Genomic DNA, 22807 nt, shown 5'->3' with positions numbered 1-22807 from the left:
TCATGTCACCTCATTCCTGTTCCGAGGCCGGGAGCCAGGCCCGGCACTTTCCGCAATCATGTCCATCACCAGGCGCACCGCTTGGTCGACGGCCGCCAGCACCGGCTCGCTCAGTTCGGCGAGCACGTCCTCGTCCGGCGATCCCGTCAGCACGGTGGCGGGCTCGCAGCACACCACGAGCACGCGCTCCGGCACCCGGCCGAGCTCGCGGGCCAGCCGGAGCACCTTCACCGGATCCAGGCCGTGTCCCTCCAGGGCGACCACGCCCCCGCCGGGCAGGTCGGGTTCGAGCACGGTGAGCGTGCCCGGCGGCTCGCCGCGCATCGCGGCGTCGACCAGGATCGCCGTGTCGTAGTCGCGTTGCAGCGCGTAGACCAGGTCCATGCCCCGGATGCCGAAGTCGACCACGTCCACGCCGGCGGCCCGCTCCTCCCGCGCCAGGCGGCGCGCCACCTCGACGCCGAACCCGTCGTCGCCGAGGAAGATGTTGCCGATCCCGGCGACGAGCACCCGCGCGGCACCCGGCGTGTCAGGCGGCGGCCCGAGCGGCTCGACCTCGTCGGGCGCGTAGAAGAACCGGTGGCCCGGCATCCGGGCCTCACCCAGGTCGCGCCCCGGGTCGTCGTCGAGGACGACGGCGACGTGGAAGGCGCCCGCGTCGTCCTGCTCGATCGACTCGACCACGGCCTCGCGGCCGGCGAGGACGAGGTCGAAGATGTCGGCCCGGGCCGCCGACGGCCGCAGCCGCACCCGGCTGCCCGCGCGCACCGGCACCCCGCCCACGAGCACCTCGTCGGGGCCGCGCCGCTCCATCCGGGTCCAGAAGTCCGTCTCGCTCATCCGGCCGGCTCCGCCCGTACGATGCCGTGCAGCCGCATGAGCTCCTCGGGGGTGAGCGAGGCGCACCGGTCGAGGATCTCCCGCCCGCGCGGGTCGCCGTCGCGGATCTCCCGTTGCTCCTCCTCGGTCAGGGCCAGCACGCTCAGCGTGAGGAGCTGGTCGATCTCCGTGGCGTCGAACAGGTCGCCGGGGCTCTCCGGCGAGATGCGCGGGTGGTCGTACAGGATGATCGGCGCGGCCAGCATCGTGCGGCGGTCGCCCTCCTCGCCGAGCAGCACCGGCCAGACGCCGAGGTTGCGGCACTCCTCCGCGAGCGGGCGCAGCTCGGCGGGCGGGTCCATGAGCGAGACGAACCGGCCGCCCTCGGTGCGCAGCACCGTGTGGGCCGAGATCAGGGTGTGCCGCATCGCCTCCGCGCGGATGTCGCCCGCCCAGGGGGTGGTGTTGACGACGCGTACGGTGAGCCGGAAGAGTCCCGGCCGCAGCGGCTCGGCCCGCGCCTCGACGTGGCCGCGCAGCGCCTGCCAGCTCCGCAGCACGGCGCCGGCCCGGCCGCCCGCGCCGTCGGCCAGCCATTCGGCCTCCTGCCCCGCCTTGACGTCGATCTCGATCCGGGCCGGCCGCTCGGCCAGGCCGCCGAGGTCGAGCCCGGCCCGCGCGACCTCCCGCTCGACCGCCTCCTCCCGGGGCAGGTGGCGGCGGCCGGCGGCGGTCAGCTCCGGCACCAGGTCGAGCTCCGCGCCCCGCGCGCGGGCCACCTCACGGGTGACCGCGTGCAGGAAGCGCACGCGGACCTCGACCGTGTCGGCCGGATCCGCCTCGACGAGGCACTCGGTCCGCGCCTGCCACGGGTTGCCGTCGTGCGCCCTGCCGTACGGCTCGGGGTGGATGCCGCCGATCGTCCAGCGCTGCTGGTTCTTCAGCGCGGACCCGCGGTACGGCCACAGCAGGTAGCCCTCGTACAGCACGGCTCGCGCGATCTGTCCGGCCTGGTCCATCGTTCAGCTCCCGCCCGTCCTCAGCAGCGACTCGACCACGTCGTCCCAGCCGGCCAGGGTGTGGCTGCTCCGGTAGGCGTACAGGCGGTCGAAGGCGTCGCGTCCCAGCCGCAGCCAGGCGCTCGCCGGAAAGTAGTGGTCCATCAGGTCCTTCCAGACCCGCACCGGCATGCGGAACTCCGCCTCGGTGTCCCAGGCGATGCGCGCGGCCTGCAGCAGGCCGTCCGCCAGGTAGAAGACGGTGCCGCTGAAGAGGAACTCCAGCGGGATCTCGCCGTCCTCGAGGCCGTGGAAGTACTTGGCCGCCGCGACCTCGAAGTCGTAGGTGCAGGGCACCGGGATGGCGGCGGTGGTGCCGCCGGTGAACGCGGGCAGGTGCGTGACGGTCCGCGTCCACAGCAGGCTCGTCAGGCTCCTGCCCCACTGCTCGGGCGCGCCGAACAGCTCGGCGAGCCGCGCCTGGTCGGCTCCCCCATAGGTACGGCGGGTGGCGGCGATGCGGATCTGGGTGTCGAGCACGACGGAGCGCACCTCGACCCCGTCCGCGCCGTCGATCGTGAGGCCGAACTCCAGGGTCGGCAGGGCGGCGAACTCCGCCACCCGTGCCTCGTCGACCGTTATCCGCAGGTCCGGCGGCCCGGATGTCATCGTGTGTGTCCCCCGGTCAGGCGGGTGAGAGGTTGGGCATGTCGGGATCGATGGGTTCGCGGTCGTGGGGGGCGATGCCGGTGGAGCGCGCGGCGGTCGAGCGCCCGTCGGGCAGATGGCCGGGCTGCCTGTCGTAGTTGCCGACCGCGTTGCCCTCGTGGACTCCCCTGACGTGCGACGGGGTGTCCGGGCGTACGTGGGAGTGCCCGGTCCTGATGTGCTGGTCCTTCTTCCTGCTGGCCATTTCCCTGGTCCCCCCTTGACTCAGCGGCGAAGCCGGTCGTCTGCCGCGGCCACGGTCGTGGACCGGCGGCGTAGTTCGGTGAAGAAGTGCGTGATCTCGGCCCAGACCTCGGCCCCTCCGGCGAGCCCTCTCCAGTGGGTGCGCAGCAGCCCGACGAGCGTGTAGCACTCGTCGACGGGCACGATCCAGTGCTCTCCGGCCCCGCCGGTGCGGTTCACGAGCAGGGCCTCGACATCGGGGACGAGCCGGCCGAGCACGGGGTTGGCCTCGGTCAGCTCCCGCCAGGTGTGCTCGTCCAGCGGCGATTCGACGGCCCCGGCGGGGCTGGGGTAGAACAGCGCGGTCCGGCCCGCCACCGAGTCCCGCAGCACGAACGCCATCCGCACGGGGATGCGCAGGCCGGCCCAGGTCGCGTCGTCCAGCTCGAAGCCGTCCAGCAGCCACCGGCGGTCCGACACCAGGCGATGGCTCTGGCCGCCGGCGGCCGGGCTGTCGAAGAGCACCGCGCAGGCCCGGCAGGCGCAGCGCAGTTGGCGGGCCGAGAGGTCGAGCACGTGGCGGTGGTCGGGCGGGACCGGGCCGGCGCACAGCTCGCACCGCTCCAGGACCTGCTCCTGCTCGGGCTCCTCCTGCCCGGGCTGCGCGGCCGACGCCGCCGCGCGCCGGGTGATGAGCCGGCGCAGGGCGCCACCCTCGATCTGCCGCGTCACGACGCCGGTGTCCCGGGACGGTCCCGCCCGGTGATGCGGCGCAGCGACTCGACGGGGACCACGACGGGCGGCGCCGGCGGGTCCTCGACCTCGATCTCGACCGCCTCGATCTCCGGCGCGGCGGCGCGTACCGCTTGTTCCAGGGCGGCGGTCAGCGTCGCCGCCGACGACCGGCAGCCGCCGCGCGCGGGCCGCAGCCGCAGCCGGACCACGTCCGGCTCGACGGACACGACGTCCGCGCTGCCGCCGCCGAGCCGCTTGCGCGCCACCCGGAGCGCCTGCTCGATGCGGGTGCGCGCGTCCAGCGGGTGCAGGCCGTGCAGCAGCAGCAGGTGCGAGACCAGCCCGTCGGCGGCCAGCCGCTCGGCCAGGCCCTCCCCGGCCGCCGAGGCCACCGTCATCACCCGTGACAGCGCCTCGCCGTACACGTCGAGCAGCGCCTCGACGAACTCGACCCCGCGCGCGTCGGTCACCTCGTCCAGCAGGGCGTCGACCCGGCTCAACCGGCCGGCCAGCTCCTGGTCGTCCATGGCGGCCTAACCGGAGATGCTCGTGCCGAGCGTCGGGGAGTGCACCTGTTGGAGCACCTTCCCGTCGCCGAGGTACATGTGGACCCCGCAGGGCAGGCACGGGTCGAAGCTGCGGACGGTCCGCATGATGTCGATGCCCTTGAAGTTCTCCGGCCCGTTCTCCTCGAAGATCGGCAGGCCCTGGACCGCGTCCTCGTACGGCCCCGGGGTGCCGTAGCTGTCCCTCGGGCTGGCGTTCCACGGGGTCGGCGGGTACGGGTGGTAGTTGGCGATCTTCCCGTCGCGGATCACCATGTGGTGCGACAGGACGCCCCGGACCGCCTCGTGGAAGCCGCAGCCGATCGCCTCCTCCGGCACCTCGAAGTCGGTGAAGACCTTGGTGCGCCCGGCCCTGATCTCGGCCATCGCCTGGTCGATGAAGTGGAACGCCATCCCGGCCGCGTAGGCGACGAAGTAGATGCGGGCGCGGTTGCGCTCCAGCGTGTTGGCCCACTTCGGGATGGTCCACTCCAGCCGCATCTCCGGGAAGGCGGCGCTCTTGGGCAGGTTGATCTCCACGCTGTGCCCGGTGGCCCGGACGGTGCCCGTGTCGACCAGCCCGGCCAGGGCCGTCGACCAGAGCCGGGCGAGCGCCCCGCCGCCGGTGTCGAGCGCGAGATGGTCACCGGTGTTCGGGTCGAACCAGCGGGGGCTCATGACCCAGCTGTAGTTGCCGTTGTCCAGGTCGCGTTTCTGCGGCTTGGGGAGCGTCGTCTGGTTCCACGGGTGGCGCTGGTCGATCGGGTTGCCCAGCGGGTCGTGGCTGACGAAGGTCTCCTCGCTCTGCCAGTCGTCGTAGTAGGAGCTGCCCAGCAGGATCCTGATGCCGAGGTTGATGTCGACCAGGCTGGTGGTGCGCAGCTGCCCGTCGAGCACGATGCCGGGCGTCACGAACATCCGCCGGCCCCAGTCGGCCATGTGCCGGTAGTCGTAGTCGACCACCTCGGGGTCCTGGAAGGCGCCCCAGCAGCCCAGCATGACGCGCCGCCGGCCGACCTCCTCGTAGCCGGGCAGCGCCTCGTAGAAGAAGTCGAAGAGGTCGTCGTTCATCGGGACGACCTTCTTGATGAAGTCGAGGACCCTGAGCAGGCGGGACAGGTAGTCGGTGAACAGCTGCGGGGTGGCCACCGTGCCGACGCCGCCGGGGTAGAGCGTCGAGGGGTGCACGTGCCGCCCTTCCATCAGGCAGCACATCTCCCTGGTGACCCGGCTGACCTGCAGCGCCTCGCGGTACATCGAGCCGGTGAACGGGTTGAACGCGCGCATGACGTCGGCGATCGTCCGGCAGCCGTGCACGCCGCCACGGGGCGCCTCGGTGGTCTCGGCCCGGCGCAGCAGGCTGGGGTTGGTCTCCTTGACCATCTGCTCGCAGTAGTCGACGAAGACCAGGTTGTCCTGGAAGAGGGTGTGGTCGAACATGTACTCGGCGGCCTCGCCGAGGTTGAGGATCCACTCGGCGAGCGGCGGAGGCTTGACCCCGTAGGCCATGTTCTGCGCGTAGACCGAGCAGGACGCGTGGTTGTCGCCGCAGATGCCGCAGATGCGGCTGGTGATGAAGTGCGCGTCACGCGGGTCCTTGCCCTTCATGAACACGCTGTAGCCGCGGAACAGCGACGACGTGCTCTTGCACTCCACCACCTCCTTGTTGTTGAAGTCGATCTTGGTGTAGATGCCCAGGTTGCCGATGATCCTGGTGATCGGATCCCACGACATCTCCACCAGCTGGCGGGTCTCCTGCGCCTGTTCCATACGCGCGGTCACGTCGACGTTCCCCCTCTAGCCACTCCAGCGGGGGTCGTACCCGCTTGTCAGTTTCGGACCGTTGTGGTGCCACTTCGGCTCGGCGTTGGCCGTCTTGTTGGTGATGGCGCGGAGCCTGCGGATCAGAGCGCCGTAGGCCGTGGTCATCGTGGAGGAGACCGCGCCTCCGGGAGGCTGGTCCATGAAGGGCATGAACTTGTCCGGGAAGCCGGGCATCGTGCAGCCGATGCAGATGCCGCCCACGTTGGGGCAGCCGCCGACGCCGTCCATCCAGCCGCGCTTGGTCACGTTGCAGTTGACGACCGGCCCCCAGCAGCCGATCTTCACCAGGCACTTCGGCGAGCTGTAGTCCTGGGCGAAGTCGCCCTGCTCGTAGTAGCCGGCCCGGTCGCAGCCCTCGTGCACGGTCTTGCCGAACAGCCAGGTGGGCCGGAGCTGCTTGTCGAGCGGGATCATCGGAGCCATCCCCGCGGCCTGGTAGAGCAGCCAGGTCAGGGTCTCCATGAAGTTGTCGGGCTGCACCGGGCAGCCGGGCACGTTGACGATCGGCAGGCCGCCCGCCGAGCGGAAGCCGGCGCCCAGGTAGTCGGAGAGCCCCATGGATCCGGTGGGGTTGCCGGCCATGGCGTGGATGCCGCCGTAGGTCGCGCAGGTGCCGATGGCGACCACCGCCCACGCTCCGGGCGCCAGCCGGTCGATCCAGGTGTTGAAGGTGATCGGGTCGCCGGTGACCGGGTCGTTGCCCATGGACGTCCAGTAGCCGTCGCCGTTGATCTTCTCGTTGGGGATCGAGCCCTCGATGACCAGGACGTACGGGCCGAGCCGTCCCTCGGCGGCCTCGTGGAAGGCCGTCATGAACTCGGCGCCCGTCTCCTTGGCGAGCACCTTGTTGTGCAGGTGGACCTTCGGCAGGCCCGGCACGAGACCGAGGAGCACGTCCTCGATGCTCGGCAGCGTGGCGGCCGTGACGGAGACGGTGTCGCCGTCGCAGCTCATGCCCTCGGAGGTCCACAGAATGTGCACCTCGTCCAGCGCGGTATCCGGCTTGGCAGCGCTCATGGCCTGAAGCCCCCTTGTCGGCCTGGCATCGCCCTGACATGGTCGCGGGGCTCGCGCCCCGGTCACGGTTAGTATTCCCGGCTAACCCCATGTAGTTGCCTGTGGCGCTGACAAAGGTCGCAAACCCTCCCCAGACATGCCACGAGCCGGGCCCCGCGGGGGGACCCGGCTCGTGGTGTGCGCTGCGTCAGGCGGGCACGATGTTCTCGGCCTGCGGGCCCTTCTGGCCCTGCGTGATGTCGAAGGACACCTTCTGGCCCTCGTGCAGCTCACGGTAGCCCTGGGTCGCGATGTTCGAGTAGTGGGCGAAGACGTCGGCGCCGCCGCCGTCCTGCTCGATGAAGCCGAAACCCTTTTCAGCGTTGAACCACTTCACGGTTCCGGTGGCCATGCCGATCTCCTCTGGTTGAGCCGAGGCCGCACCGTGCGGCCTCTGCGCGGTCGTGATGAACCCATCCGGAGATGACCAGCAAAAACAAATGCACCTGAGGTCACGTCCCGTCAGGTGCACCGATGTTCATGGGTACCACAACTGCAACCACTCCACGCTAACACGTACGCCGCGCTACGGCACGTGCCCCCCGGTGCCGCGTCACCCATGTCCGGCGACACCGGGAGAAAGCACGTCCACCCAGGTCAAACGCGCGATCCTACCCTGAAGAGGGCGACCTTGGCCGTGCCGTACGGGGGCTCACGGCTTGCGGCCCACCCCGCACACGGCGCTCAGCGGGAGCGCCGGGTTGATCACACCGCCCTCGGGCCGCCAGTGCGGCGTCGGGACCACGCCGGGCTCCACCAGTTCGAGCCCCTCGAAGAAGGTCGCGATCGTCTCCGGGCTGCGCAGGTTGTACGGGAAGGCCGCGTTGGCGTTGTAGCTGGCCACCGCCGTGACGAGCGCCGGGTCGGTGTTGACGCCGTCGCTGAGGGCCAGGTAGCTGCCCGAGGGGAGCCGGTCGACCAGCCGCTGGACGATGCCCTTGGGGTCGTCGGCGTCGGTGACCTGGCCGGCGATGCTCAGCATGGTCAGCCCGATGGGCCGGCTGAAGTCGAGCGTCTTGGCCGCGCCCTCCAGGATGGTCTCGGGGTCGCGCACGTCGGCGTCGAGGTAGTCGGTGGCGCCCTCGGGCGTGCTGGTCAGCAGGGCGCGGGCGTGCACCAGGACCAGCGGGTCGTTGTCGACGTAGACGATCCGCGACTCGGGCGCCACGGCCTGGGCGACCTCGTGGGTGTTGTTCGCGGTGGGCAGGCCGGTGCCGATGTCGAGGAACTGGCGGATGCCGGCCTCGCCCGCCAGGAAGCGGACCGAGCGGATCAGGAACTCCCGCTGCAGTCGGGCCACCTGGGCGAAGGCGGGGAACAACGCCAGGATGGTGTCGCCCGCCTCCTTGTCCGGCTGGTAGTTGTTCTTGCCGCCGAGCATGTAGTCCCACACCCGGGCGGAGTGGGGCTTGGTCGTGTCGACGCGATCCCACGCGGACTGGGCGGTCTCGTCGTCCATGAGGGCTCCGTTCGGGAAGCGCTTGAGGCGTGTGTCGATTTTCGATCACCCTAGAGCACGATCCCCCATACCGGAGCACACATCCGATATCACCGTTGATCCCCTCAACCGCGACTTCAGGCGCGGGGGGGTGTCAGTCCCCGGGATTGCGGGCGGCGATCCACCCGTTCAGCGCCGTGGCGAACAACGTCCAGCCCGCGTACGGCAGCAGCGTCAGCCCCGCGCCCCGGTCGGCGCGCAGGCAACGGCTCACCAGCACCGCGTTGGAGGCGTTGAGCGCCAGCAGGTCGGCCATGGCCAGGCGGGGGGCGTGCGCGCGGAAGAACAACGGCGTCCAGGCGGTGTTGAGGGCGAGGTTGACGGCCAGCGCGCGGGTCACGCCGGGCCGGTCGTCGGAGGCGGCCAGGGCGCGGGCCCCGGCGTAGGCGATCGTGGCGTACAGCACCGGCCACACCACGCCGAAGGCCCAGCCGGGCGGCTGCCAGCGCGGCTTGCGCAGCCTGCGGTACCAGGTGGAGTCCGCGTCGCCGGCCATCCCTCCGGTCACGGCGGCGGCGGTGACCGCCGTCGCCGTGCCGAGCAGGGCGCGGGCGAAACCGTTCTTCTTCCGTGGGTCGCTCATCCGTCACCCCTACCCAGCCTTCGGGGGACATGCCGCCGGGCGACTCCCGCCTGGCGACGCTGTTTCGGACAGTGTAACGTCGTTCCACAAATCTTCGGGTGAGTGGAGGCACGCGTTGGGAGCCCATCCGCACGGCTGGTGGATCGTCCTCCACCTGGTGCTGTTCGTCTTCTGGCTCGGCGGCGACCTGGGCGTCTACTACTCCAGCAGGTTCGTGCTGCGCCCCGACCTGCCCCCCCAGGCCCGCGCCACCGCGCTCGGCGTCATGAGCGGCCTGGACCTCGGCCCGAAGATCTGCCTGGTGCTGTTCCTGCCGAGCGGGGTCACCCTGATGGCGCTGGACCCGCACGGCGCGACCTTCCTCGGCGTCGCGCTCTTCCCGCTCTGGTCGGTGCTGCTGGTGTGGGCCTTCGCGCTCTGCTGGCTGGCGCTGACCGTGACCGACCACCGCACCCACGGGCGCTTCCCGCTGGTGCGCAAGGCGGACTGGACGATCCGGATCGCGCTGATCGCGGCCATCGCCGTGTCTGCCGGCTACACGCTGCTGGCCGCCGAGCCGTTCGGCGTGCAGACCAACCCGCGCTGGCTGGGCGGCAAGCTGGCGCTCTACACCCTGGCCATCGCGGCCGGGCTCGGCATCCGGCTCACGCTGCGGCCGTTCGGCCCGGCCTTCGGCACGCTGATGGCCTCGGGCTCGACGCCCGAGGTGGAGCGGACGCTGCGCCGCTCGGTCGACGGCTGCCTGCCCTACGTCTGGACGATCTGGGGCAGCGTGCTGGCCGCCGCCGTCCTCGGAGTGCTCAAACCGGGTGCGATCCTGTAAGAGACAGGGATGACAGAGGGAGGCCCCCATGCCGATTCCGCGTTCCATCCTCACCAAGGCCGATCCGTCCGACCTGGAGCTCGACGTCGTCCAGGGCGCCTGGCCGTCGGACGTCTCCGGGCACATGGTGATCAGCAGCTCCGACCAGCGCACCCACCCCGTGCACGCCTTCTTCGGCGACGGCGTGCTGGTGCGGCTCGCGCTCACGCCCGGCCCCGGCGGCCGGTTCGCCTGGCGGGCGAACGTGATCGACTCCCCCTCCGTACGGCTGCGCCGCCGCCGGCCCGACCTGTTCACGGCCGGCCCGGTCGGCACCAACTCCCCGTTCGGCGCCGTCAACGCGGCCAACACGGCCCCGCTGCCGTGGGGTGACCGGCTGCTGGCCACCTGGGACGCCGGCCGGCCGGTCGAGGTCGACCCGGTCACGCTGGGCTTCGTCGCCGAGGTCGGTCACCGCGACGACTGGGCGCCGGTGCTGGACGCCCCGGTGCTGCCGTCGATCCTGAGCACCGCCCACCCGGTGATCGACCCCGAGCGGGGCTGCCTGTGGTCGGTCACCCGCGACTTGATGACCGGCGTCCTGTCGGTGGTCCGCTACGACGGCGAGGGCGGGCACGTACGCCGCTGGCCGGTGGAGGGCGCCGTCTTCCCGCAGGCCACGCACACCATCACGCAGACCCGCGACTGGCTGGTGCTGGCCGACACCGCGTACAAGGTGGATCTGGACGAGGTGCTCGGCGCCGGCGACCGGACCGTCACCAACAACCCCGACGGGCCGCTGCTGCTGGTGCGCAAGGACACGCTGGACGCGACGCGGCCCGGCACGGCCGTCCACGGGACCGTCTTCCGGATCGCGCCGGAGGTCAACCACTTCTACGCGACCTACGACGACTCGGCGGGCGTCCGCGTCGTCATGGAGCACTCTCCCGGCGTCGACATCGGCCTCTACCTGCGTGAGGACGACGTCGACGTCTTCGGCAGGCCGGTCGATCCGGCGCTGCGCGGCATGTACTGCCACGGGGCTAGCCCGGCCGTGGTGACCGTGATGGAGTTCGACCCCGAGGCCGGCACGGTGACCGACGTGGCCCGGCTGCGCGACCCGGGCCGCTACTGGCAGGCCGAGCTGTCGGCCGTCGACTGGTCCTTCGAGGGGCAGCTCCGGCCCACCCGCCACCACCTGGTCTTCCAGGGCTTCCACCCCGAGGCGGTCAGCGCGCGGCTGCTGCGCAACTACGGCGACCGGATCGACCGGTCGTTGTTCCCCCGCGAGGAGACCCCGTCGGTGCTGGCCTCGCTCGACCGCGACTCGCTCAAGCCGCTGGCGGAGTGGGCCTGGCCGCTGGACGACTATCCGACCTCGCCGATCTTCGTGCCCCGCGCGCCGGGCGGCCCGGGCAGGTCGAGGTACGCCGGGTCCGAGCCGGGCGGTCACGACGGCTACCTGGCCGTGGTGGTGCACAACGACGCGAGGTTCCGGGTGGAGCTCTTCGACGCGGCCCACGTGTCGCGCGGGCCGGTCGCGACGCTCGCCCCCGCACCCGGCACGGTGATCCCGTTCATGATCCACGCCGCCTGGATGCCGGAGGCCCGGCCGCACGACCCGTCGATCGAGCGGCTGAGGTTCGCCGACGACCTGGACGAGCGGCTGGACCGGCTGGACCCCGAGCTGCGGGCGCTGGCCCGGGAGGTGGCCGCCGAGCTGTGAGCCGCCTCAGCCGTGGTGGCCGAGCTGGGCCGACAGCCGGGCCGCCGACTCGACCACGAGGGGCGCCTGCTCCTGCAGCCGCTGCTTGAACCTGGAGCCGGGCCCCGACACGCTGACGGCCGCGATCACCAGGCCGTCGTGGTCGAAGACGGGCGCCGCGATCGAGACCGACCCCTCCTGGCGCTCGCCGAACGAGGTGGCGTAGCCCCTGCGCCGGATCGCGGTCAGCTCGGCCCGCAGCTTGGCGGGGTCGGTGATGGTGCGCTCGGTGAGGCGTTCGAGGCCGTGCCTGTGCAGGTAGCCCTCGATGTCGTCGGGACGCAGGAAGGCCAGGATCGCCTTGGAGGAGCTGCCCGCGTGCAGCGGGTAGGGGATGCCGAGCGAGACCTCCATGCGCAGCTCCTGGTCGGGGACGACCTGGTCGACGTAGAGCCGGGTGTCGCCGCGCCGTACGGACAGGGTGGCGGTCTCCCCCACGCGCGAGGACAGGCGGCGTAGCTCGGGGCCGGCCATCGCGCGCAGGTCGGTGCGCGCGAGGTAGGCGCGGCCGAGCGCGATGGCCGCGTGGCCGAGCGAGTAGCGCCGGGTGACGGGGTCGAGCGCGATCAGCTCGCGGCTGCGCAGGGCGGTGAGGATGCGGTGCACGGCGGCCTTGGTCAGGTCGAGCTCGGTGGCGATCTCGGTGACGCCCAGATCGGCTCGCGTGCTGCGGCCGAACAGCAACAGGACGTCCATCGCCCGCTCCACGGCGGCGATGGAACGGCTCTGGGTCTCGGACTCCGCCTGAACTGGCACCTGGCCCCCTCGCAAGGTGAACGTTCCCTGTCAGAGCCAGTCTAGGGCGCGGCATTTCCCCACGGGAAACAACGTCACATTGACACGGCACAACCAGGTCGTTACCTTCAGCGTTACAGTGTTTCCATGAATGGAACAGTGAGGAGCAGTGGCGACTGACGGCGAGACCTTCCGCGCGGTGCTGGCCCAGTGGCCCAGCGGCGTGGTGATCGTGACCACCGGAGCGGGGGACGGCTGGCACGGGATGACGGCCAGCTCCTTCTCCAGCGTCAGCCTGGACCCGCCGATGGTCCTGATCTGCCTGGCGCGCGACACCAGGACCCACCGGCTCGTGAGCGAGCACGGCGCCTTCGCCGTCAGCATCCTCGGCAGGGACCAGGCCGCGATCGGCCGCCGGTTCGCCGGCCGGGGCGAGGCCGCCGACCGGTTCGCCGGCGCGCGGTGGGAGCCGGGCCCGACCGGCTCGCCCGTGCTGGCCGACTCCATCGGCTGGCTCGACTGCCGGGTGGAGCACGCCTATCCCGGCGGAGACCACACGATCTTCGTGGGCGAGGTGCTGGCGGCGGCCACGCCTCGCCGGGTGGCCCCCGTCCTGTTCCACTCGCGGACCTGGAGCCGGCTCGCCGACCCGCTGCCCGACCGGATCACCGTCGCCGACATCGGGCTGCTCGCCGCGCTGCGCGCCCGCGACGCCAGCGGCGCCACGCTGGCCGGCGCCGCCCGGATGCTGCGCGCGGCCGGGACCAGGGTCCGCCTGTTCGACGGGTACGGCGAGCCGCCGCCACCCGAGGACCTCGACCCGGCCACCGCCTCGGCGCTGATCACCGACCCCGCACAGGTGACGACGGTGGCCGAGGCCGGCGTGGGCGTGGCCGAGTTCGCCGTCGGCGACTCCGCCGACGGCGCCGCCCCGATCCTGGAGGCGGCCCGGCGGGCCGGGCTGACCACGGTCGGCTACCTGCCCGACGCGTTCGCCCCCGAGCACACCGGCCGGACGCTCACGGCCGCCGCCCGCCTGGCCGAGCTCGGCTGCGACGAGATCGGGCTGCGGGACGGGCCCCAGCCCGCCACCCCGGTCCGGGTCCGCGACCTCCTCCAGGACGCCTGCGCCGCCGCCGAGCCGGCCGCCGTCCGCGTCGCGCTGCGCGAACGCCGCGGCATCGGCCTGGTCAACGCGCTGGTCGCGATGAAGAGCGGGGTGCGCCACTTCGACACCACCCTGGGCGGCGTGGACGGCGCGCTGCCCGCCGAGGACGTGCTGATGCTCGCCGGGCAGCTCGACGTCGCCAGCGCCGTCGACCGGGACACCCTGATCGCCGGGGCCGCCCGGCTGGACCTCCTGCCCGTGCACACCTGCGGATTCGCCAGCTGAAGGGATGAACGTGACCGACCGACTGACCGGCGAGCGCCTCGTCGACGACATGACTCCGGCCGAGCGGGCCCGCGCCGAACGCGTCGAGTCCGTGCTGCCCGCGCTGCGCGCCGCCGCGGCCAAGGCCGACGAGGAGGCCCGCTTCCCCGTCGAGCACGTGGCCCTGCTGCGCGACGCCGGGCTGCTCGGGCTGGTGGTCCCGGAGGAGCACGGCGGCCTCGGGGGCACCCTGCGCGACCTGGCCGCCGCCACCTTCGCGATGGGCACCGCCTGCCCCTCCACGGCGCTGGCCTACTTCTTCCACAACACCAGCGCCTCGCGCGGCCTGCTCCCGCTGGAGGCGATCGAGGCCGGGCTGTTCGACGAGGGCGAGATCCCGGTCGTCCGCGCGTTCGCCGAGAAGGTGCTGACCCGGATGGCGTCCGGCACCTGGCTGGCCAACTTCGCCTCCGAGTCGGTCAAGAGCTCCAGCGCCAACATCACCATCGCCACCACCGCCCGCCGTACCGAGGGCGGCTGGATCCTGGACGGCGAGAAGTCCTTCGGCTGCGCCACCGGGGTGGCCGACCACTACCTGACCACGGCCAAGCTCGACGGCTACGAGACCGCCGAGGGGCTGGCCACGTTCTTCGTGCCGCGCGACGCGGCCGGCGTCTCGGTGCGGGCGCCGTGGGACGGCCTCGGCATGCGGGCCACGGCCAACAACGGCATCCGGCTGGACGGGGTGTTCATCCCCGACGACGAGGCGATGACCATCCCCGGCGCGTTCACCCGGATGCTCCAGATGAGCCGAGGCAGCTTCGTCGGCAACCAGCTGGCCATCGCCGCCGTCTACACCGGGTGCGCGCAGAACGTCTACGACGTCGTGATCGAGCAGCTCACCCGCAGGACGTTCGCCGACACGGGCCGGCCGATCGCCTCCTCGCCGATGCACCAGGTGCTCATCGGCGAGATGACCAAGGACCTGGAGACCGCCTACCTGTGGCTGCGCCGCCAGCTGCTGCTGGAGACCTCCGAGCCGCCGCTGCGGCCCAAGCCGGAGGTCTTCCGCCAGTGGCGGCTGGGCAAGGGGGCGGTCACCGAGGCGTGCTTCCAGGTGGCGCTCGGCGCGTTCAAGGCCTCGGGCACCTCCGGCGCCATGATGGGCGGCGTCATCGGCCGGGCGCTGCGCGACCTCGCGATGGGCCTGGTGATGACGTTCCCGGCGGAGCGCGGCCGGCTGGAGGTCGCCCAGCTGGTGACGGAGGCCAGGCAGAACGAGCTGTTCGCCACCGCGGAGCGGTCGTCGTGATCCGGCTCCCCGAGCCGGCCGACCTGGTCGACGGCGGCTGGGCGGCGTGCGCCGACGACCTCGGCTTCGACCTGGAGGCGCCCGCCACCGGCGAGGCCGCGAGCCGCGCCCGGGGTTCGGCGGCCGGGCGGATCGAGGCGGCGCTCGCCACCGCCGACCGCGTGGCCGCCTCGTGGGCGGCCACCACGCCCGAGCACCGCGCCGGCCTGCTCGACACCGCCGCCGCCGCGCTGGCCGGGCGGGTCGAGGAGATCGTCGCCCTGGAGTCCTTCGCCACCGGCGTGCCGATCCGGCAGACCGGCCCGCTCGGCGTGATCGTGCACGGCGCGTTCGCGCTGGCCGCCGCCCAGTTGCGCGAGGGGCTGACGCTGCGCACCGCGACCCGCGAGGACGGCCGCCCGGTCGAGGTGCACCGGCTGCCGTGGGGGCCCGCGCTCTGCCTGACGCCGTGGAACGCCCCCGCGCCGATGGCCGCGCACAAGACCGCGAGCGCACTGGCCGCCGGCTGCCCGGTGATCCTCAAGGTCAGCGAGTACGCCCCGTACGGCACTCAGCTGCTGGCCGAGACGCTGGCCGAGGTGCTGCCGCCCGGCGTCTTCCAGCTGGTGCAGGGCGGCGCGGAGACGGGCGCCCGGCTGGCCGCCGACGCGCGCGTCCGCGCGGTCTCCTTCACCGGGGGCCTGGCCGGAGGCCGGGCCGTCGCCGCGGCCTGCGCCACCACGCTGCGGCCCGCGCAGCTGGAGCTCGGCGGCAACAACCCGCTGCTGGTCATGCCCGACGCCGAGACCGGGGCCGCCGCCCGCGCCGCCGCCGAGCTGCTCACCTCGCTCAACGGCCAGTGGTGCCGCGCCCTCGGCCGGCTGCTCGTGCCCCGCGCCCGCCAGGCCGAGCTGGTGGAGGCCGTCGGCGAGCGGCTGACCGCCCTGCGCGTGGGCGACCCGCTGGCGGCGGACACCGAGTTCGGGCCGCTCGTCCACTCCGCCCACCTGCGGCGGGTCCGGGCGGCGACCGAGGCGGCGGGCGGCCTGGCCACCGCGTACGGGAGCGTGCCGGACAAGGGCAACTTCCTGGCGCCCACCCTGATCACCGGGACCGACCTGGCGGAGGAGATCTTCGGCCCCGTCGCCGCCGTCGTGCCCTACGACACGGTCGACGAGGCCGTGGCGCTGGCCAACGGCACCCCGTACGGGCTGGAGGGGTACGTCGTGGGCGGCGACGAGGAGCGGGCGCTCTCGGTCGCCCGGCGGATCCGCGCGGGCGAGGTCAAGGTCAACGGCTCCAGCGTGCTCAGCCTGCACCTGTTCACGCCGCGTCCGGCGTGGGGGCTGTCGGGGCTGGGCGAGGAGGGCACGGCCGAGACGATCCTGTTCTTCACCGGAGCCAGGGTCGTCGGCGTCGAGGGCGGCCGGTGAGCCGCGTCCTGGTCGCGGGAGCGGGGCCGGTCGGCCTGACCGCCGCGCTGACGCTGGCCCGCGGCGGCGTGCCGGTCACCGTGCTGGAGGCGGGGCCGGAGCTGGCCGCCGAGTCGCGCGCCTCCACCTTCCACCCGCCGACGCTGGAGATGCTCGCCGGGCTGGGAGTGCTGGACGAGCTGATGGAGCGCGGCCTGGTCGCACGGACCTTCCAGTACCGCGACCGGTCGGGCGGCCCGATCGCCACCCTCGACCTCGGCGTGCTGACCGGCGACACCCCCTATCCGTTCCGGGTGCAGTGCGAGCAGAGCAAGCTCACCCCCATCCTGCTCGACCACCTGCGGCGGCACGGCGGCGAGGTGCTGTTCGGGCAGCGGGTGACCGGCGTGCCCGCACCCGCCGGCGGCGTGGCCGTGACGACGGACACGGGCTCCACCTTCACCGGCGGCGTGGCCGTGACGACGGACGCGGGCGATACCTTCACCGGCGACTGGCTGATCGCCGCGGACGGCGCCCACTCGGCGGTGCGGCGGGCGCTGGACATCCCGTTCGAGGGCCTGACCTACCCCGAACGCTTCCTGGTCGCCTCCACCACCGAGCCGGTCGAGCGGCTGCTGCCCGGGCTGGAGCCGATCAACTACGTCTTCGACCCCGGCGAGTGGCTGGTGCTGCTGCGCACGCCCGACCACTGGCGGGTGCTGCTGCCCACTCCCCCCGGCACCTCCGACGAGGCGGAGCTGGCCCGGCTGCCCGCGCGGCTGCGCGCCGTGGCCGACCCGGGGCGCGACTGGGAGGTGGCGCACGCCTCGCTCTACCGGGTGCACCAGCGGGTGGCCGCGACCTTCGCGACCGGCCGGGTGCTGCTCGCCGGCGACGCCGCGCACGTCAACAACCCGCTCGGCGGGCTCGGCATGAACAGCGGCATCCACGACGCCGTCCTGCTCGCCGCCTCCCTGCTCGGCTCGCCTTCGCCCGGCTCCCCCACGTCCGGCTCCTCCGCGCCCGGCTCCTCGCGGCTCGGTGACGGCTCGCCGCCGGAGGTCGCGGCCCGGCGGCGGCGGGTGGCGCTGGACCACGTCGGCGCCATCAGCCACGGCAACTGGGAGAAGCTGCGATCGTCCGATCCGGCCGCCCACCATGCCGAGTTGCGCGCGCTGGCCGCCGACCCGAAGGCCGCCAGGGCCCACCTGCTGCGCGCCTGCCTGATCTCCTCGCTCCGGGAGCCGGAGTGATCTCCCGCGAGAATCCCGCCCGGATCACCGAGATCGTCGGCCACGTACCGGTCACCGGCCCGGACGGGGTGGACGCCGCCGTCCGGCGGGCGGACGCGGAGTGCCGCGACTGGTCGGCCCTGCCCGTCGCCGCCCGCGCGGAGATCCTGCGCGAGTGCGGCGAGACCCTGGCCGCGCGGCAGGAGGAGCTGGCCACGCTGCTCGCCCGCGAGTCCGGCAAGCCGCTGGCCGACTGCCGGGGCGAGATCGGGTTCGCGCTCGCCTACCTGCGCTGGGTGTGCGACCACGCTCCCCGCGTGCTCGCCCCTTCCGAGGTGGACGACGGGGCGGGCCGGCTCGTGCTGAGCCGCGAGCCGTACGGGGTGGTGGGATGTGTCACACCGTGGAACGCGCCGGTCATCCTGGCGCTGCTCAAGCTGGCTCCCGCGCTGGTGGCGGGCAACACGGCGGTGCTCAAGCCGTCGCCGCTCGCGCCGCTGACGGTCGGCGAGGTCGCCGGCGCGCTGCCCGTCGTGTTCGCCGTGCACGGCGGCGCGCAGACCGGCCGGGCACTGGCCACTCATCCGCTGGTGCGCAAGGTGGCCTTCACCGGCGGCGACGTGGCGGGCCGGGAGATCGCGGCGAGCGCGGGGGCGATGCTCACGCCCTCCGTCATGGAGCTGGGCGGCAACGACCCGGCCGTGTTCCTGCCGGACTTCTCGCTGACCGCCGCCGACTACGAGCGGCTGGTGATGGCGTCGTTCGCGACCAGCGGGCAGGTGTGCATGGCCGCCAAGCGGCTGTACGTGCCGCGCGGGCGGGCGGCGGAGTTCGCCGAGGCGTACGTGGCGGCGGCGGAGCGGGTCCTGGTAACCGGCGATCCGCTGACGCCCGGGGTGTCCATGGGCCCGGTCGTCTCCGCGGCCGCCGCCGACCGGATCCGCGCCCTGGTGGCCGCCTCGGCCGAGCGCGGCGGGACGGCGGTGCCGCTCGGACGGGTGGCGCCCGGCCACGACCCTGACGCCGGATATTTCGTGACCCCGGTGCTCGTGACCGATCTGGACGACGCGGCTCCGCTGGTGGCCGAGGAGCAGTTCGGCCCCGCCGTCCCGCTGCTCGTGTACGACACCGAGGAGGAGGTCCTGGCCCGGGCCAACGCCGGCGAGCTGGGCCTCGGCGCCTCGGTCTGGTCGCCCGACGAGGAGCGGGCGTTCGCGCTGGCCGGGCGGCTGGAGGCCGGGTTCGTCTTCGTCAACACCCACAACCGCACCGGCATGTCCCTGCGCGCCCCCTTCGGCGGCGTCAAACGCAGCGGCTACGGCCGTGAGTACGGCGAGGAGGGGCTCCTGGAGTACGTCCAGACCAAGGTCGTGCACGCCCCGGCCGCCTTCCGGTCCGGCGGCCAGGGCATGGCCCCAGGCGCCTACCCGGGCACCGGCTGACCAGCCCGATCTGATGTGATCCACGCGAGATTTCTCCCCGCCCTCCTCCGGGACTGGCGGGGATTCTGTTCGCGGCCTTGTCGGCCGGGCGCCAGGTCCGCTTGGGCGGCGGACCCGGCGGCCCGGTCAGGTGAGGTGGTCGACGACCGCGCGGGCGGCGAGCCTCGGCCGGAGCCAGGCCGCCACCTCCAGGTGAGCCGGGTGCTCCTGGTAGCCGCGCAACTGCTCGGCCGACGCGTGCGTGGTGGTCAGGCACAGGTCGTAGGAGACCTCCGACCCGATCACGTCGAGGCCGACGGACAGGTCGCCGATCTGCTCGACCCTTCCTTTCAGCCCTTCGAGCAGCTTCTTGGCCTCCGGCGCGTCGCCGGGGTCGGAGAACTTCATCAGCACCACGTGTGTCAGCACGACCGCCTCCTATGGACATCCGCTCCTGTTTCGCGAGATCCTAGTTCTTGGAAACGCTGTTTCTCCAGACGTAACGGAGGCCGCATGGCGCGCGTCGCGGCGGTGCAGTTCGAGGTGGGCCAGGATGTGGCCGCCAATCTCGCGACCAGCCTGCGCATGATCGACGCGGCCGCCGGGCAGGGGGCGGAGCTCGTCGTGCTGCCCGAGTTCTGCAACCACCTGTCGTGGTACCGCGACCGCGAGCACGCCCGGGAGCTGGCCTGCCGCCACGGTGACGCCTTCCTGGGCGCGGTCGCCGAGCGCGCCGCCCGGCACGGCGTACTCGTCAAGATCGGGGTGACGCTGGCCCGCGAGGACGGCCGCACCACCGGCGCGTCGCTGCTCTACGGCCCGGACGGCGCCCTGCTCGGCGAGGCCGACAAGCAGGTGCTGATGGGAGCCGAGAACGACCATCTCGACCCGGCCACGAGCGTGGGCCCGGTGGTCGCCACCGCGGCCGGGCGCCTCGGCCTGTACGCCTGCATGGAAGGCGTGATCAACGAGATCACCCGCGGGCTGGCGCTGCGCGGCGCCCAGGTGCTGCTCAACAGCCTCAACTCGTTCGCCACGGACGAGGCCTCGCTGCACATCCCGGTCCGCGCGGCCGAGAACAAGGTGTGGGTGGTCGCGGCCAACAAGGTCGGCCCGCTGATCCCCGCCGACCGGCTGCGCGAGGTCGGCGCCGCGCTGGGCGTGCCGCCCGAGTGGCTGCACGGCGCCGGTGAGAGCCAGATCGTCGCCCCCGACGGCACCGTCGTGGCCAGGGCGCCGCGCACGGGCGAGGCGGTGGTGGTGGCCGACATCGACCCGTCGGCCGCCGACGCCGAGCGGGCCCGCCATCTGGCGACCCGCAGGCCGGAACGCTACGGCCCGATCGCGCGGCAGCCCCGCGAGCGCGCCGCTCCGGCCGGGGCGCCGTCGCTCCCGGTCGCGGTGGTGCGGGGCGACGCCTCGCTGCTGCGCCAGGCCGTCGCCGAAGGGGCCCGGCTGATCGTGCTGCCCGAAGGCTCGCCGGTGACGGCCGAAGAGGCGGCCCGGGTCTTACGGGAAGCCGCTCCGGCCGCGCGAGACGCGGCCCTCACCGTGCAGGACGCCGCTCCGGCCGTACCGGAGACGGGCCTGGGCGCGGGCGAGGCGCACGTGGTGCTCGGCACCGGGGCGCTGGTCGGGCCGGACGGCGAGGTGCCGCCGCGCGAGGTGCACCGACTCCCGTGGGGCCGGCTGGCGATCGTGGCCGGCGAGGACTCCCGGCATCCCGAGGAGTTCCGGCTGGCGGCGCTGGCCGACGCCGACGTGGTCGCCGTGCCCTTCACCGCCCGCGAGCCCTGGGAGCTGCGGCTCGGGCTGCCCGAGCGGGCGGCGGAGAACCGGCTCAACATCGTCGCCGCCGGGCCCGACGGCCCGGACGGCCTGGCGGGCGCGATCCTCGACCTGCCCGCCGACTTCACCCTGTGGACGGCCTGGAAGGGGCCGTTCACCGGGCAGATCAGCCATCCCGTGGTCACGCCCGTCAAGAACGCCGACACGCTCGTGCTGGGCGCGGTGTCGCCCGCCCAGAGCGTCAACAGGTTCGTGTCCCGGGGCACCGACCTGGTCGGCGGCAGGCCGTGGCGACTGGCCGGAGCACTTTTGGAAGGACCCCAGTGAAGGAAACGTTGCAGCACGTGGAGCAGATGCTCGACGAATCGCCGGTGATCGACGTCACCGAGACGTTCGAGCAGCTGCGGGGCATACTCGCGGAGCTCAAGGCCAAGATCGACGCGAGGTTCGAGCTGACCCCCGAGCCGAGCGCGCCCGGCGACTACGGGACCCACCCGGACGGGCCGGGCGGGCGGCTCGACGCCTACTCCGGCCCCGAGATCGACTGGATGGTCCACTCGTGGCTGGGCAACCCCTCCGCGAGCTTCGCCAACCTGCACCTGACGGTCTGGCTCGGCCCCCAGGTGAACGTGCCGCACCTGGGCATCGCCCTGCTGGTGTGGCCGGAGGGCTGGTTCTACCAGGACTTCATTCCCCGCGCGAGCCTCGTCCAGGACGGCGACTACTTCGACCGCCACTACGCGCCGCTGGACGCCGACTGGCTGGCGTTCAAGGAGAAGAACCCGGACTTCACCTGGTTCACCAGCCGCACCGGGTTCATCCGGGCGAGCCTGTCGCCCAACGCCTACTGCTACTCCTTCCCTCGCGCCCAGCCCCACATCGACACGGTCCGCGAGCTGCTGCACGCCCGCGTGGACCGCTGGCTGAGCTGGGTGGACGAGGCGGAGCCCGTGCCCGCCGAGGAGCGGCCCGCGCTGGCGGCGGGTGACCTGGCGATCCGCCGCAACATCGCCGAGCGCGACCCCGCGAACGTGATGGGCGTGCGCTACTTCGGCCAGGAGCTGACCGACCGGCTCGTTCGCGGGCTCTGGGGCGGCGACCGGACACTGCCGAGGCCGGCGTGATCAGGTCCCTGTGGTGGGCCGCCGCGACCGGCGGGGAGCCGCCGTTCGGCACCTCCCATCTGAAGGTCCACTACCCGGCCGCCGAGCAGGGCGACCGGCTGACCGGGGTCTTCCCGCCGGAGGGCGGGCCGTACCCGGTGGTGCTGTTCCTGTCGGGGATCAACGTGGGCCAGGACGCCTACCGGTGGCTGGCCGTCGAGATCGCCTCGGCCGGGTTCGTCTGCGTGACGTTCGACCGGGTGGGTGAGCTGTTCGGCGGCGAGTACGGGCTGACGCCCGGCGTGGACCTCGACGCGGCCCGGCCGGAGACGTACGGCACCCGCGCGACCTGCCCGGCCATCCCGGCGATCCTCGCGTCGCTGGCGGAGATCGAGCTGCTGAAGGGCGTCCTCGACCTCGACCGCGTCGCGCTCGGCGGCCACTCGGCGGGCGGGACGCTGGCCCTGCAGTCGGCCGCGCACGTCCCGGCGGTGAAGGCGGTGTTCGCCTACGGCGCGCACACGATGGTCGCGACCATGCTCGGCTGGCCGGCCGGCACGGTGCTGCCCGCCCAGGTGGACTGCCCCGTGCTGCTGTCGGTCGGCACCCGCGACGGCGTCATCATGGGCAGCTCCGACCGCTACGGCCAGGAGAGCCACGAGCGCGACCCGGTCACCCGCACGTTCGAGGAGGCGCTGTCCGACCGGGACGGCGAGCACCTGCTGGCCGTGCTGGAGGGCGCCAACCACTTCACGATCGCCGACCCGGTCGACCGGACGGCCGCGCGCGCCTTCCTCGACCTGCCCGCCACCGCCGAACCACGCCCCGAACTGGCCGGTCTGATCACGGCCTTCCTGGGCACGCATCTGCACGAGGACGCGCGGGCGCGGACCGTGCTGGACGGCCTGCCGGACATCCGGCGCCGTTAGGAGGAGAC

At 73.0% G+C, this 22807-nt stretch carries 23 protein-coding genes; 10 read left to right on the top strand and 13 right to left on the bottom strand.

Going from position 1 to position 22807, the window contains the following annotated elements:
• From IEY82_RS30050 to IEY82_RS30000, 11 genes are all read right to left on the bottom strand, one after another.
• Positions 1 to 840, bottom strand: a complete 840-nt coding sequence (locus IEY82_RS30050; RefSeq protein ID WP_225263679.1) for a hydrogenase maturation protease — start codon at positions 838 to 840, stop codon at positions 1 to 3.
• Positions 837 to 1838 carry a hypothetical protein gene (locus IEY82_RS30045; RefSeq protein ID WP_189127621.1) on the bottom strand — a complete coding sequence of 334 codons (1002 nt, stop codon included), beginning with the start codon at positions 1836 to 1838 and terminating at the stop codon, positions 837 to 839. Before IEY82_RS30045 ends, IEY82_RS30050 begins: the two co-directional genes overlap by 4 nt.
• A 3-nt stretch (positions 1839 to 1841) precedes the next feature.
• Positions 1842 to 2486, bottom strand: coding sequence for a DUF6084 family protein (locus IEY82_RS30040; RefSeq protein ID WP_189127620.1), 645 nt, complete (start codon positions 2484 to 2486; stop codon positions 1842 to 1844).
• A gap of 16 nt (positions 2487 to 2502) precedes the next feature.
• Positions 2503 to 2730: a hypothetical protein gene (locus IEY82_RS30035; protein ID WP_189127619.1), complete on the bottom strand. Its 228-nt coding sequence runs from the start codon at positions 2728 to 2730 to the stop codon at positions 2503 to 2505.
• Positions 2731 to 2750: 20 nt separating this feature from the next.
• Complete coding sequence (locus IEY82_RS30030; protein WP_225263677.1) at positions 2751 to 3440, bottom strand: DUF5947 family protein; 690 nt, start codon at positions 3438 to 3440, stop codon at positions 2751 to 2753.
• A complete protein-coding gene (locus tag IEY82_RS30025) occupies positions 3437 to 3970 on the bottom strand; it encodes a NifU family protein (protein ID WP_189127618.1) in 534 nt (177 codons plus the stop codon). The genes IEY82_RS30030 and IEY82_RS30025 overlap by 4 nt, the downstream gene beginning before the upstream one ends.
• Positions 3971 to 3976: 6 nt before the next feature.
• Positions 3977 to 5770, bottom strand: coding sequence for a nickel-dependent hydrogenase large subunit (locus tag IEY82_RS30020; RefSeq protein ID WP_225263675.1), 1794 nt, complete (start codon positions 5768 to 5770; stop codon positions 3977 to 3979).
• A gap of 15 nt (positions 5771 to 5785) precedes the next feature.
• On the bottom strand, positions 5786 to 6829 hold the full coding sequence (locus tag IEY82_RS30015) for an NADH-quinone oxidoreductase subunit B family protein (RefSeq protein WP_189127617.1): 1044 nt from the start codon (positions 6827 to 6829) through the stop codon (positions 5786 to 5788).
• Between the two features lie 187 nt (positions 6830 to 7016).
• Positions 7017 to 7220: a cold-shock protein gene (locus tag IEY82_RS30010; protein WP_189127616.1), complete on the bottom strand. Its 204-nt coding sequence runs from the start codon at positions 7218 to 7220 to the stop codon at positions 7017 to 7019.
• 300 nt (positions 7221 to 7520) lie between these two features.
• The gene (locus IEY82_RS30005) at positions 7521 to 8327 is read right to left on the bottom strand and encodes an SAM-dependent methyltransferase (protein WP_189127615.1); all 807 of its coding nucleotides are present in this window, start codon (positions 8325 to 8327) and stop codon (positions 7521 to 7523) included.
• Between the two features lie 133 nt (positions 8328 to 8460).
• Positions 8461 to 8949, bottom strand: coding sequence for a TspO/MBR family protein (locus IEY82_RS30000; RefSeq protein WP_189127614.1), 489 nt, complete (start codon positions 8947 to 8949; stop codon positions 8461 to 8463).
• A 115-nt stretch (positions 8950 to 9064) separates the two neighbouring features.
• On the opposite strand from IEY82_RS30000, the gene IEY82_RS29995 reads away from it, so the two are divergent.
• Entirely contained in the window at positions 9065 to 9772 is a 708-nt protein-coding gene (locus IEY82_RS29995; RefSeq protein ID WP_189127613.1) for a hypothetical protein, read from the top strand.
• A gap of 28 nt (positions 9773 to 9800) precedes the next feature.
• Positions 9801 to 11477, top strand: a complete 1677-nt coding sequence (locus IEY82_RS29990; protein WP_189127612.1) for a carotenoid oxygenase family protein — start codon at positions 9801 to 9803, stop codon at positions 11475 to 11477.
• A 6-nt stretch (positions 11478 to 11483) separates the two neighbouring features.
• Here the strand turns inward: IEY82_RS29990 and IEY82_RS29985 are convergent, their stop codons facing one another.
• Positions 11484 to 12272: an IclR family transcriptional regulator gene (locus IEY82_RS29985; protein WP_225263673.1), complete on the bottom strand. Its 789-nt coding sequence runs from the start codon at positions 12270 to 12272 to the stop codon at positions 11484 to 11486.
• 148 nt (positions 12273 to 12420) lie between these two features.
• Here IEY82_RS29985 and IEY82_RS29980 point away from each other — a divergent pair, with 148 nt between their 5' ends.
• From IEY82_RS29980 to IEY82_RS29960, 5 genes are read left to right on the top strand one after another with little or no spacing between them, the layout of a single operon-like run.
• Positions 12421 to 13644 (top strand): flavin reductase, encoded by a 1224-nt coding sequence (locus tag IEY82_RS29980; protein ID WP_189127611.1) that lies wholly within the window; start codon positions 12421 to 12423, stop codon positions 13642 to 13644.
• Positions 13645 to 13654: 10 nt separating this feature from the next.
• Entirely contained in the window at positions 13655 to 14935 is a 1281-nt protein-coding gene (locus tag IEY82_RS29975) for an acyl-CoA dehydrogenase family protein (RefSeq protein ID WP_225263671.1), read from the top strand.
• Positions 14932 to 16347, top strand: coding sequence for an aldehyde dehydrogenase family protein (locus IEY82_RS29970; protein WP_189127610.1), 1416 nt, complete (start codon positions 14932 to 14934; stop codon positions 16345 to 16347). The genes IEY82_RS29975 and IEY82_RS29970 overlap by 4 nt, the downstream gene beginning before the upstream one ends.
• Positions 16344 to 17579: an FAD-dependent oxidoreductase gene (locus IEY82_RS29965; protein WP_189127609.1), complete on the top strand. Its 1236-nt coding sequence runs from the start codon at positions 16344 to 16346 to the stop codon at positions 17577 to 17579. The genes IEY82_RS29970 and IEY82_RS29965 overlap by 4 nt, the downstream gene beginning before the upstream one ends.
• Entirely contained in the window at positions 17576 to 19000 is a 1425-nt protein-coding gene (locus IEY82_RS29960) for an aldehyde dehydrogenase family protein (RefSeq protein WP_189127608.1), read from the top strand. Before IEY82_RS29965 ends, IEY82_RS29960 begins: the two co-directional genes overlap by 4 nt.
• A gap of 126 nt (positions 19001 to 19126) precedes the next feature.
• Here IEY82_RS29960 and IEY82_RS29955 read toward each other — a convergent pair whose 3' ends face one another.
• Positions 19127 to 19408 (bottom strand): Dabb family protein, encoded by a 282-nt coding sequence (locus IEY82_RS29955; protein WP_189127607.1) that lies wholly within the window; start codon positions 19406 to 19408, stop codon positions 19127 to 19129.
• An 84-nt stretch (positions 19409 to 19492) separates the two neighbouring features.
• On the opposite strand from IEY82_RS29955, the gene IEY82_RS29950 reads away from it, so the two are divergent.
• The 3 genes from IEY82_RS29950 to IEY82_RS29940 are packed head-to-tail and all read left to right on the top strand — an operon-like array spanning position 19493 to position 22799.
• Positions 19493 to 21094 (top strand): nitrilase-related carbon-nitrogen hydrolase, encoded by a 1602-nt coding sequence (locus tag IEY82_RS29950; RefSeq protein WP_189127606.1) that lies wholly within the window; start codon positions 19493 to 19495, stop codon positions 21092 to 21094.
• Positions 21091 to 21891, top strand: coding sequence for an oxidoreductase (locus tag IEY82_RS29945; RefSeq protein ID WP_189127605.1), 801 nt, complete (start codon positions 21091 to 21093; stop codon positions 21889 to 21891). Before IEY82_RS29950 ends, IEY82_RS29945 begins: the two co-directional genes overlap by 4 nt.
• Positions 21888 to 22799 carry an alpha/beta hydrolase family protein gene (locus tag IEY82_RS29940; protein ID WP_189127604.1) on the top strand — a complete coding sequence of 304 codons (912 nt, stop codon included), beginning with the start codon at positions 21888 to 21890 and terminating at the stop codon, positions 22797 to 22799. The genes IEY82_RS29945 and IEY82_RS29940 overlap by 4 nt, the downstream gene beginning before the upstream one ends.
• Positions 22800 to 22807 lie beyond the last annotated feature (8 nt).

Source organism: Nonomuraea cavernae (assembly GCF_014646355.1).
In the GTDB taxonomy this organism is placed as follows: Bacteria; Actinomycetota; Actinomycetes; order Streptosporangiales; family Streptosporangiaceae; genus Nonomuraea; species Nonomuraea cavernae.
This window is presented reverse-complemented; position numbering and strand designations above follow the sequence as displayed.

Excerpts from the sequence above, each read along its gene's own strand:
- IEY82_RS30050 (WP_225263679.1), bottom strand. The coding sequence starts at position 840 with ATGAGCGAGACGGACTTCTGGACCCGGATGGAGCGGCGCGGCCCCGAC.
- IEY82_RS30045 (WP_189127621.1), bottom strand. The coding sequence starts at position 1,838 with ATGGACCAGGCCGGACAGATCGCGCGAGCCGTGCTGTACGAGGGCTAC.
- IEY82_RS30040 (WP_189127620.1), bottom strand. The coding sequence starts at position 2,486 with ATGACATCCGGGCCGCCGGACCTGCGGATAACGGTCGACGAGGCACGG.
- IEY82_RS30035 (WP_189127619.1), bottom strand. The coding sequence starts at position 2,730 with ATGGCCAGCAGGAAGAAGGACCAGCACATCAGGACCGGGCACTCCCAC.
- IEY82_RS30025 (WP_189127618.1), bottom strand. The coding sequence starts at position 3,970 with ATGGACGACCAGGAGCTGGCCGGCCGGTTGAGCCGGGTCGACGCCCTG.
- IEY82_RS30015 (WP_189127617.1), bottom strand. The coding sequence starts at position 6,829 with ATGAGCGCTGCCAAGCCGGATACCGCGCTGGACGAGGTGCACATTCTG.
- IEY82_RS30010 (WP_189127616.1), bottom strand. The coding sequence starts at position 7,220 with ATGGCCACCGGAACCGTGAAGTGGTTCAACGCTGAAAAGGGTTTCGGC.
- IEY82_RS30005 (WP_189127615.1), bottom strand. The coding sequence starts at position 8,327 with ATGGACGACGAGACCGCCCAGTCCGCGTGGGATCGCGTCGACACGACC.
- IEY82_RS30000 (WP_189127614.1), bottom strand. The coding sequence starts at position 8,949 with ATGAGCGACCCACGGAAGAAGAACGGTTTCGCCCGCGCCCTGCTCGGC.
- IEY82_RS29990 (WP_189127612.1), top strand. The coding sequence starts at position 9,801 with ATGCCGATTCCGCGTTCCATCCTCACCAAGGCCGATCCGTCCGACCTG.
- IEY82_RS29950 (WP_189127606.1), top strand. The coding sequence starts at position 19,493 with ATGGCGCGCGTCGCGGCGGTGCAGTTCGAGGTGGGCCAGGATGTGGCC.